This window comes from Nocardia wallacei (genome assembly GCF_029868745.1).
In the GTDB taxonomy this organism is placed as follows: Bacteria; Actinomycetota; Actinomycetes; order Mycobacteriales; family Mycobacteriaceae; genus Nocardia; species Nocardia wallacei_B.
On record NZ_JARWOP010000092.1, the window covers coordinates 1 to 10,512 of the forward strand.

Annotated in this window: 8 protein-coding genes; 5 read left to right on the forward strand and 3 right to left on the reverse strand. The window is 69.6% G+C overall.

The window, feature by feature from the left end; translation table 11 throughout:
• The first annotated feature begins 640 nt into the window (after positions 1-640).
• Together QH470_RS06930 and QH470_RS06935 are read left to right on the forward strand one after the other, a co-directional pair.
• A complete protein-coding gene (locus QH470_RS06930; RefSeq protein ID WP_280271437.1) occupies positions 641-814 on the forward strand; it encodes a hypothetical protein in 174 nt (57 codons plus the stop codon).
• A gap of 147 nt (positions 815-961) precedes the next feature.
• The gene (locus QH470_RS06935; protein ID WP_280271443.1) at positions 962-1,675 is read left to right on the forward strand and encodes a polyprenol monophosphomannose synthase; all 714 of its coding nucleotides are present in this window, start codon (positions 962-964) and stop codon (positions 1,673-1,675) included.
• Here QH470_RS06935 and QH470_RS06940 read toward each other — a convergent pair.
• Positions 1,666-3,132 carry an HAD-IB family hydrolase gene (locus tag QH470_RS06940; RefSeq protein WP_280271438.1) on the reverse strand — a complete coding sequence of 489 codons (1,467 nt, stop codon included), beginning with the start codon at positions 3,130-3,132 and terminating at the stop codon, positions 1,666-1,668. The two genes, QH470_RS06935 and QH470_RS06940, sit on opposite strands and share 10 nt — an antisense overlap.
• Positions 3,133-3,205: 73 nt before the next feature.
• On the reverse strand, positions 3,206-5,599 hold the full coding sequence (locus QH470_RS06945; protein WP_280271439.1) for a glycerol-3-phosphate 1-O-acyltransferase: 2,394 nt from the start codon (positions 5,597-5,599) through the stop codon (positions 3,206-3,208).
• 183 nt (positions 5,600-5,782) lie between these two features.
• Between QH470_RS06945 and QH470_RS06950 the strand changes: the two genes are divergently transcribed.
• Positions 5,783-7,117 (forward strand): salicylate synthase, encoded by a 1,335-nt coding sequence (locus QH470_RS06950; protein WP_425302624.1) that lies wholly within the window; start codon positions 5,783-5,785, stop codon positions 7,115-7,117.
• 94 nt (positions 7,118-7,211) lie between these two features.
• Here the strand turns inward: QH470_RS06950 and QH470_RS06955 are convergent, their stop codons facing one another.
• The gene (locus QH470_RS06955; protein ID WP_280271440.1) at positions 7,212-8,828 is read right to left on the reverse strand and encodes a (2,3-dihydroxybenzoyl)adenylate synthase; all 1,617 of its coding nucleotides are present in this window, start codon (positions 8,826-8,828) and stop codon (positions 7,212-7,214) included.
• Positions 8,829-8,949: 121 nt separating this feature from the next.
• Between QH470_RS06955 and QH470_RS06960 the strand changes: the two genes are divergently transcribed.
• Both QH470_RS06960 and QH470_RS06965 read left to right on the forward strand, forming a co-directional pair.
• A complete protein-coding gene (locus tag QH470_RS06960; protein ID WP_280271441.1) occupies positions 8,950-9,831 on the forward strand; it encodes an oxidoreductase in 882 nt (293 codons plus the stop codon).
• A gap of 108 nt (positions 9,832-9,939) precedes the next feature.
• Positions 9,940-10,416 carry a carboxymuconolactone decarboxylase family protein gene (locus QH470_RS06965; RefSeq protein ID WP_280271442.1) on the forward strand — a complete coding sequence of 159 codons (477 nt, stop codon included), beginning with the start codon at positions 9,940-9,942 and terminating at the stop codon, positions 10,414-10,416.
• The last annotated feature ends 96 nt before the right edge of the window (positions 10,417-10,512 follow it).

Consider the following 10,512-nt stretch of genomic DNA (forward strand, 5'->3'; position numbering starts at 1 on the left):
CCCCCCCCCCGCGGGTGTCGGGTGGGGGGGTTGTCGTTGTTGGTGTGGGGGGGGGTGCGGGGCGCCCCCCCCCCCCCCCCCCCCCCCGCGGGGGGGGTGGCCCCCCCCGGACCCCCCTTTCCAGTGATGAACTGGCAGAAGGCTGGAGTGGTTGGGGTGGGACGGAGACTCCTCGGTGGGTGTTGTTCTTTTCGGTGATCGGGTTGTCTTGTCGTGGTGGGTGGGTGGCTCGATGTTCTTTACATTCAGGGGTATCCGAATTGGGTTGGGGTTCTGTCTTTGCGGGGGTTTCGCTTCTGAGTAATCGCTGACTGGTACTTGCTAATCGGTGGGTGGGATGACTTTGAGTAATGGGGGATCTCGGGTCATAAACGGTGTGAGCGTATGGGGCGACCCCTAGGGCGCGGGGGCTTGGGAGGTTGCTGACTTGATCAATGATCAAGTCAGCAAACCTTAAGGGTCGAGTGGTCTCGGTTGGTGGGATGTGGGGTTGCGGAGCGGCTGTTGCGACGTAATCGGTTCTGCTTGCCTATGTTTCGGGTTTCTGGTTGCTGTGGTCTCGGTGTGGGTGTGGGATTGCGGGCGTGATCTTGGCGGTGCGTCGTCGTGTTCGGTGGCGGGCGGGTGGGATGCTGGGGTTATGGGTGACTCCGATGCCTGGTACTACTGCCTGAAGCACCATCGCGCCGAGCAGGGGAAGCGGTGCTGGTTCGCCGACCGGATGGGGCCTTATCCGGACCGGGCTACGGCCGAGCGGGCGCTTGATATTGTCCGGGAACGGAATGCTCGGGCGGACTCTCGCGACGACGACTGAGGGCGGTCGGTCGCTTCCCCTGAGCTAACTCGTACCGGCTCAGGGTGTTGGGCTACGGTTCCTTGAGCAGAATCGTGCCCGCACCTCGCGCGGGTGTGCAGCCGGGTCGAATCGAGCGGAGGGCGACTTGTGAAGGTGACCGTGGTGGTGCCGACCTACAACGAGCGGGAGAACCTGCCGGTGGCGGTGGAGCGGCTGACCGCGCTACCGGTCGCCGACCTGCACATCCTGGTCGTCGACGACAACTCGCCGGACGGCACCGGCGACGTCGCCGACAAGCTGGCCGCCGAACTGCCGGCCGTGGTGGGCGTGCTGCACCGCACCGAGAAGGACGGTCTCGGCCGCGCGTACATCGCGGGTATCACCAAGGCGCTCGACGAGGGCGCCGACGTCGTCATCCAGATGGACGCCGACCTGTCGCACCCGGCCGAGGTGATTCCGGACATGTTGGAGAAGCTGACCTCCGGCGCGGCGGACGAGCGGCCCGGCGTCGTGCTCGGCTCGCGCTACGTCCCGGGCGGATCCACCGCGGCGGAATGGAAGTGGTACCGCAAGGCGCTGTCGGCGTGGGCCAACTTCTACGTCAACGCGATCCTGCGACTGGGCGTGAAGGACGCCACCGCCGGCTTCAAGGCGTGGCAGGCCGACACGCTGCGCGCCATCGACGTCGCCTCGATCCGCAGCAACGGCTATTCGTTCCAGGTCGAGATGAACTACCGCACGGTCAAGCAGGGCATCGCCATCGCGGAGGTGCCGATCCGGTTCGAGGAGCGCACCAAGGGCGCCTCCAAGATGAGCCTCAAGGTGCAGCTGGAATCGGCGTTGATGCCGTGGAAGCTGCTGCTCGGCCGTCAGGTCTGACGCACCGCCGTCGAATTCTCCTCCGGCGCGGGCCAATCGAGCAGCGTACCGACGAACAATCGGCGAACCCGCTCGACCTCGGCGTCCATGTCGCGGGGATCCCACTCGCCGACGTCGATCGGCGCGAGCACCGCCACATCCACGACGCCCTTGTGCACGATCGCGGAATCGCGCCAGGCGATCTCGCCCGCATTGCGGATCACCAGCGGCACGATCGGTACCCCGGCCTGCCGCGCGATATGGAACGCGCCCTTCTTGAACGGGCCGACCCGCGGCGTGAGCGAGCGGGTGCCCTCCGGCGCGACGACGATCGACAGCCCGGCGCGCAGCGTCTCCACGACGGGGGCCAGCGCCGCCCGCGTCCCCGCGCTGTCGGACCGATCGATGAAGGTCGCCCCCGCGAATCGCATCAGCGGCCCGAACACCGGATTGCGGGTGATCTCCTGCTTCACGATGCCTGTGAAACCGGATTGCAGCACCTCGGCCAGCACCACCATGTCGAACTGGCTCTGGTGATTGAAGATGAACACCGCCGGACGGGCGTCGCGAGCGTGCTCGGCGCCGGTGACCCGGACCCGCACCCCCGTCGCGCGCAGCGTGGCGCCCGCGGCGTGGCTGATCATGGCGTCCGCCATCGCCCGCCGCTCCCGGGTCGGCGCCTTGGCTGCCACACCGGCCAGCGCCCCGCCGAGCAGGCTCGCGAAACCCGCTGCGGTGCGGGCGACATCGCTCACGGGGGCGGACCGCCGGGGGCGGAAACTCAGCACCGGCCACTCTCGTTCGCCCGCCTCGAGGGCCATGCGCGGGTCGGGATTCACCGCGTGCGGGCGGCCCACCAGTTCCAGGAGGGGGAGATCGGTGGCGGCATCGGCGTAGGCGTAGCTGTCGGACAGGTTCAGGTCGTGGGTGGCCGCGAACTGCCGCACCCGCTCCGCCTTGCCGTTGCGCCACAGCGGTTTGCCGTCCACGTGGCCGGTGAGCACGCCGTCCTGCGTGGCCATGGCCGTGCAGAGCACGTTGTCGATGCCGAGTTCCGCGGCGGCGGGACCGACCTGGAAACGGGTGAGGCAGCTCGCCAGCACCAGGGTGTGCCCGGCCGCCTCGTGGGCGCGGATCAACCGCCACGCCTCCGGATACAGGTGCCCGTAGACGGTCCGGCGGAACAGCTGCTCGCCGAGTTCGGCGAGTTCGGCCTCGGAATGCCCGGCCCACCCGTGCATCACCCGCTGCAGGAAGCGCTCGTACTCGCCCTCGGCCCGCGCACCACGGATGCTGTCGAGCAATGCGGCGGCCACAACCTGCCGCGGATCCCGCCGTCGCAGCAGCCGCCGCACCGCCGAGGGCGGCGTGAAGCCATGCACAACCGTCCCGCCGAAATCGAACACCGCGGCAATTCGCGGCCCCCGCGCCCCCGCCCCGATCACCCTCACAGCCTCGTCCACGGACATCGCGCTCATACCCACACCTCGCCGGGGATCGGGCGCCGCGGCTTGGTCCGCGTGCTGCCGCTCCGCACCTTCTCGCGTGCGCTCATGACAGCTCCAGCCGGTTCGATGGGTCCAGGGCTGCGGCCCGGGCTATGCGGGTGCCTATCAGGCGTAGCTCGTCGGCGAAGGCTTGGCGGCGGGCGCGGAGGTCGGCTGCCGCGAAGGGGTCGGCGGCCGGTTCCAGCAGGCCGTAGTTGTCGGCGAGTTTCAGTGCGCTGGTGAACAATTCGGACGATACCGATTCCGGGCTGTGCAATCGTTGTTGCAGCAGCATCTGCCGCCCGACGGCCAGGCACTCGTCGATGAACGGTTTGCGGTCGGGCGCTTCCGTGCCGTCGCGGGCCGCCAGCCGGTCCGCCACCACCAGTTGGGCGTCGAGGAACGAGCGCAGCACGCGATGCGCCATGACGAAACCGGACTCGGTCAGTTCGGCGAGGATGTCCGAGCCGACCGTGCCGTCGGCCGTCCGGTCGTGCCAATCCTCGTCCACCAGTTCCATTTCCGCCGTCATCTGCGCCGCGAACTCCGCGCGCTCGGGGAAGAAGAACTCGAACTTCAGCAGGTCGCGCAGCCGGAAGGCGGTGTCCCAGCCCGCTTGCAGCTGCTCGCCCTCGGGCGCCTCCACCGCCGCGAGGATGGCCAATTCGAGGATGGCGCGGTTGACGAACCAGTGCACGGCACTGTTGCGATAGAACGCCGCCTCCAGATGGGCGCCCGCCTCGATCGAGTACACCGGCTCCAGCCCGCCGCGGTACACCGTCACCACCCGCGCCAGCGACAGCTGCTCCAGCACCACCGCCAGCGCGTGATCGTCACTCAGCGTGTCGAGTTCGCCGCTGGGGAGCCCCCGGTGCTGGATGTAGTCGCGCACCGGTTCGAGCACCCGGCGCACCTCGCCGAGGGTGAGCGCGCGCTCGTGCACACCCAGCAGGGCGAGGGTGACCAGTGCGTTGACGGTGATCGGAGTGACCGCGTTGATACCGACGGCGACCTCGAAAGCCAGCCGCTGCACCGCCTTTCGCTCCTGATCGCGCGCCTCCTCGGCCTCCGGCGCGCCGAAGCCGGGATCGGGGACCAGCGGATCGCCGTGCGCGGCAAGCCTTTCGCGCGCCGAGAGCGGCGCGCCGAAGCGCAGGTACACGTGCCCCGCCGAATGCTGCTGGCTGCGGACGTAGCGGGCGAGCCAGGTCAGGCCCTCCGGCTTCTTCGCGCCGCCGGACTGCTCGGTGGCGATCGCGCCCAGCTCGTTGAGGCGCTCGTAGGTGATCGACACCGGTACCAGCATCACATCCTCGACGCGACGCGAACGGATCGCCGCCGCAAGGTAATTCAGCAGTCCGTAGCGCGGCGGGCGCAGCTTGCCGGTGCGGGTGCGACCGCCCTCGAAGTACCACTCCAGATTGAACCGCTTGGTCAGCAGGTACGCGAAATACTCCTCGACCACGGCCTTGTACACCTCGTCGTCGCCGAAGCTGCGACGGATGAACACCGCGCCCGTGCGCCGGGCGATCGGCCCGATCGGCCAGAACCGCAGATTCGCGCCGCCGATCACGTGGTTCGGCGGAAAGTCGTTGCGCGCCAGGGCGTCACCGAGCACGAAGGCATCGACGTAGGAGCGATGCGAGGGCAGGAACACCAGCGGATGATGCCGATTGAGCCGCCGCAGGGCAGCCAGCCCGGACGGCTCGCAATCGACCTTCCAGGTGGAGGCGTGCACCGGCCGCATCGCCTGGGTGAACAGGTCGGAGACCAGGCGGCTCTGCGCCGCCACCAGTTCCCGCAGCGCCTTCTCCGCGCGCCGGTACACCTCGCGCGAGGTGCCGCCGGTGTGCAGGGCGATGGCGTCGAGACGGCGCAGGAACTCCGGGGAGTCCAGGATCTCCTCGGCGACCAGGCGCGGCACCTTGTACCGGTCGCCGATCACGCCGCGCTCGGCCCGCTCCAGCGCCACGATGCCGGCGCGCACGACGGCCCGCGCGAACGGCTCGGCGGTGCCCGCGACGGCCGTGTTGTTCGCGCGCAGCTCGCTCAGCAGGGCGGGCTGTCCGGTCAGGACGAGGTGCCGGTCCGGGGTCTTGGCCACCAGGCGTCGCTGCAGCAGCCGATGCGGTCGGCGCGGATCGGCGAGGGCGGCCAGATCGGCGAAGGTGGTGCGGCGCACGCCGTCTCGCTCCGGCGGCAGCCACAGCACCCGCACCGGCACGACCAGCGGGTCGTCGTGCCGATCGACCAGCCGGGCCGCGACCGCCGCCGCGTCCAGGTCCAACTGCGTCACCGGGGCCTCGACGCCGAACTCCGCGGCGATGCCACCCTCGGCCAGCCAGCCGCCGATCAACTCGCGCTCGGTCGGCGAGGTGGCATCCACCAGCGCGACCACCGACCGCGGTGCGGTGGCGAAGGTGGTCGCCGGCGGTACGTCGGCGCGGTCGTCGATCATGCGGGGCCTTCCATCAGGTGACGCTCCCCATTGAAGCCCGGTTCGAGCGTTTCCCGCAGGAGGTTGGCTCGGTGAGTGTGTGCTCCGGCACAAGCGCATCCGACCGAGGTAATGCTAACCTCACCTTTTGAGTTAGGTAAGCATAACCTTGGAGGAACGGTGCCGACCACGGAGCGAGTACTGATCGGGTATGGGGATGGTCCGGGGGCGACGTCGACCGCGGCACGCTGGGGCGAACATGTCACCGACCCCGCCGCGGCGGTGGCGGCACTGGCCGGCGCCGATCGGTTCGGTGAATACGTCGTCTACGAGCGGCCGGGGGAGTGGGTGTTCGCCGCCGACCCGATCGGCAGCGTCGAACTCGATGCCGGGGAACTGCGCGTCGGTTGGGACGGGCGATCCACGACGACTCCCTGGACGGGCCGTCCGGCGGAGGTCATCGATCGCGCGCTGGCCGCCTTGCCCCTGGCCGGGCGGAATGCGTACGGCTGGATCGGTTTCGAGTTCTGCGCCTGGGCGCTGGAGGCGACCGCGCACCTGCCGGAGCGAACCTCGCTGGCGCATCTGATGATTCCGCGCATCGAGGTGCGCATCGACGCCGCCGGCGTGCGGGTCGCCGGGGCCACGCCGGGCGAGACGGCCGATATCCACGAGCTGATCGCGGCCGCGCAGGGCACCGCGCTGCCGCGGCCGCGCCCGGCCGACATCTCCATCGACCCGACGGCCTACCGGGACCGGGTCGCCGAGGCGGTCGACGAGATCCGAAACGGCAACTACCAGAAGGTGATCCTGTCGCGGAAGGTCGACCTGCCGTTCCCGGTGGACGTGCCGGCCACCTACCGGCTCGGCCGCGCGCACAACACCCCGGCGCGCTCGTTCCTGCTGCGGCTGGGCGGGCTGGAGGCCGCCGGGTTCAGTCCCGAACTGGTCGCCGCCGTGGACCGCGACCGGGTGGTGACCACCGAGCCGCTGGCCGGGACGCGGGCGTTCGGGCGGGGCGCGGACGCCGACCGGGCCGCTCGCGCGGATCTGGTAGCCGATCCCAAAGAGATTGTGGAACACGCGATCTCGGTGCAGACGTCGTTCGCCGAGATCGCCGCGGTCGCCGAGCCGGGCAGCACGGCGGTGTCGGACTTCATGGCGGTGCGTGAGCGCGGCAGCGTACAGCACCTCGCCTCGACCGTGCGCGGGCAACTGGACGTCGGCCGCACCTCCTGGGACGCCCTGGAGACGCTGTTCCCGTCCGTGACGGCCTCCGGCATCCCGAAGCGGGCCGGCGTCGACGCGGTGTTCCGGCTCGACCACGATCCGCGCGGGCTGTATTCCGGTGCCGTGGTGGTCGTTTCGCCGACCGGAGCGCTGGAGGCCACCCTGGTGCTGCGCGCGGTCTACCAGACCACCGAGGGCGCCTGGTTACGCGCCGGTGCGGGAATCGTGGGCCAGTCCAAGCCCGATCGTGAATTCGAGGAGACCTGCGAGAAGCTCGGCAGCATCGCGCCCTACGTGGTCGAGGCCTGAGTCACCGAATCGCGAACGCCCCTCGCCCGAGATTACGGACGAGGGGCGTTCGCATGGCGTTTCAGCCTTGGGGCGCAGGGAGAACCGGTGGTGGTCAGCCCTGGGTGCGCAGAGCTTTCTTGTCGATCTTGCCGACCGCTGTCAGGGGGAGTGTGTCGGCCTGGCGCAGTACATCGGGGAGCTTGTAGGTGGCCAGCCCGCGGTCGGTGAGGAATTGCTTGATCTCGGCCAGGGTGGGCAGGTCGCCGTCGACCACCAGTACGGCACAGATCTTTTCGCCGAGCGCCGGATCGGGCAGGCCGACGGCCGCCGCGTGCCGGACCGCCGGGTGGGCGAGCAGGTGCTCCTCGAGTTCGTCGCAGGAGACGTTCTCGCCGCCGCGGTTGATCACGTCCTTGATCCGGCCCGAGACGATCAGGTGCCCGCTGGGCAGCACGCGGACCAGGTCGCCGCTGCGGTAGTAGCCGTCCGGGGTGAAGGCGCGCGTATTGTGTTCCGGCGCACGGTAATAGCCGCGGATGGTGTACGGGCCGCGGGTGAGCAGTTCACCCTCTTCACCGGGGGCCACGTCGTTGCCCTCGCCGTCGACGACGCGCACCTCGTCGCCCGGTGACAGCGGACGGCCCTGTGTGGTGCAGATCAGGTCGATGCCGTCGTCGAGGCGGGTGTAGTTGAGCAGGCCCTCCGCCATGCCGAACACCTGCTGCAACCGCGTTCCCAGCGCGGGCTCCACGTCGCGGGCGTTCACCTCCGCCAATTTCGCGCCGCCGACCTGCAGCAGGCGCAGCGACGAGAGGTCCGCGTCCTCCCATTCCGTTGCCGCGCACCATAATTGGGCCAGCGGCGGCACCACGGCCGTCACCGTGACCCCGTACCGCTCGATCGCGGCGAAGGCGCTCTCCGGACTCGGGTCGGTGAGGAACGCGATCGATCCGCCGGTGGCGAGCGTGCCGAGAATGCCGGGGCAGGCCAGCGGGAAGTTGTGCGCGGCAGGCAGACTCGCCAGATAGACGTCGTCCGGGGCGAATTCGCAGAGCTCGGCGGAGGCGCGGGCGTTGTAGTCGTAGTCGTTGTGGGTGCGCGCGATCAGCTTGGGCAGCCCGGTGGTGCCGCCGGACACGAGCAGCACCGCGATATCGCTCGGATCCACCGCGGGCAGCGAACCGCTTTCGCGCGGAACCGAATCCAGTGCGGTGAACGGTCCGGCCGCACCGAGCACCAGGACGTGGCGCAGCGACGGGACCCGCTCGGCGACCTCGGCGGCCAGGTCGCGGTAGTCGAAATCGGCCGCCTGATCGGCGACGATATATGCCACGGCGCCGGACAGCTCGGCCAGGTGCTCGATCTCGGCGCGACGGTGCGCGGGCAGCGTCAGCACCGGGATCGCTCCGGCCCGGAGCAGGCCGAACAGGACCGAGGCGAACTCCGGCACGTTCGGCAACTGCACGATCACCCGGTCGCCGGGCGAGATGCCCAGCGCCGCGAGGCCGTAGGCCATCCGGTCGGCGTCGGCGTCCAGCTCGGCGTAGGTGCGGGCGGCGTCCGTGGTGTGCAGGGCCGGGCGCTGCGGCCATCGGCGGGCCGCGTCTCGCAGCAGTTCGCCCAGCGGCCGGCCCGTCCAGTACCCGGCCGCGCGATAGGCGTCGGCGAACTCGGCGGGGATCGGCACGAAGCCGTCGCGGTTGTCCCGGGTGGTGGGTGTCGCTGTCATGGGTACTGCCTCACGCTCATCTGCTTCATGTAGGTTAGGCAACCCTATCTCACCTCGGACGTTCGTCGTCGCGTGGGCAAGGCGGGAGACGGGGGCGCTCCGCCGCTCTAGACTCGACCTCGTGACTGGTTGGGACACTTCCGACATCCCGGATCAAAGCGGCCGTACGTTCGTCGTCACGGGCGCCAACAGCGGGATCGGCGCCGTCACCACGCGGGCGCTGGTCGCGGCGGGTGCGCAGGTGATCATGGCCTGCCGCGACGAGGTGAAGGCGCGCGCGGTGGCGAACGAGATGGGCGACCGGGCCCACGTCCGCCGTCTCGACCTGGCCGACCTGGCATCGATCCGGCAGTTCGCCGACTCCGTCGAGCGCGCCGACGTGCTGATCAACAACGCCGGTGTGATGGCGGTGCCGTTGCGCCGCACCGCCGACGGGTTCGAAATGCAGATCGGCACAAACCATCTCGGGCACTTCGCGCTCACCGGTCTGCTGCTCGACAAGATCGCCGACCGGATCGTCACCGTGTCCAGCGGCGCGCACGTCATCGGCCGGATCGATCTCGAGGACCTGAACTGGGAGCGCCGCCGGTACGAGCGCTGGCAGGCGTACGGGCAGTCCAAGCTGGCGAATCTGATGTTCGCCTACGAATTGCAACGCCGCCTCTCCGCGGCCGGATCGTCGAAGGTGTCGGTGGCGGCCCATCCCGGCTACGCGGCCACCGAATTGCAGTCGCACACCGAATCCTTCCTGGACCGGATCATGGCCCTGGGCAACCGAATTCTGGCCCAGAGCGCGGAGATGGGCGCGCTGCCTTCGCTTTTCGCGGCGACGGCCGAGGTGGAGCCGGGCCGGTTCTACGGACCGACGGGCCTGCGCGGGCTCCGCGGCCATCCCGAACTCAGCGGCTCGTCCTCCGCCTCCCGGGACGAGGTCGCGGCCCGGCGGCTGTGGGAATTGTCCGAGCAGCTCACCAAGGTCACCTACCCGTTCTCCCGGCGCTGACCGGATGTGACGCAGGGCACAACCGCCCGTCTGTCACACCTCGGGAGGCTGCGTCGTCCCCCTGATATACGAAGCCGCAACCCCGCGGCCCGAGGTCAGGAGACAGCGATGGAACCCCGAATCAACCTCTTCGCCAACGAGATCGCCGCCAAGTTCACCAAGCGGCTCACCAACGCCGGTCAGGTCATCGGTCAGTCGGCACTGCCCGCGGCGACCTACGAACTGGTCAAGATCCGCGCCAGCCAGATCAACGGCTGCGGTTTCTGCACCGACATGCACACCAAGGACGCGGCGGCCGCCGGGGAAACCCAGGTGCGCCTGAACCTCGTGGCCGCCTGGCGCGAGGCCACCGTGTTCACCGAGGCCGAGCGCGCCGCGCTGGCACTGGCCGAGGAGGGCACCCGGCTCGCCGACGCGCACCAGGGCGTGTCCGACGAGACCTGGGCGCAGGTGCAGAAGCACTACGACGACGAGCAGATCGGCGCGTTGGTTTCGGCGATCGCGGTGATCAACGCCTACAACCGGCTCAATGTGATCGCCCGGACGCCCGCAGGGAGCTACGAGCCGGGCATGTTCTCTGTGTGATTGCGCCGCCTTCGGCGTCGCGGGTTTGCGGCGCCTGAGGCTCGGTTTTCGAGCACCGCTGCTTGCTCCTTCGTCGCTTGCGCAGCGGTGCTCGAA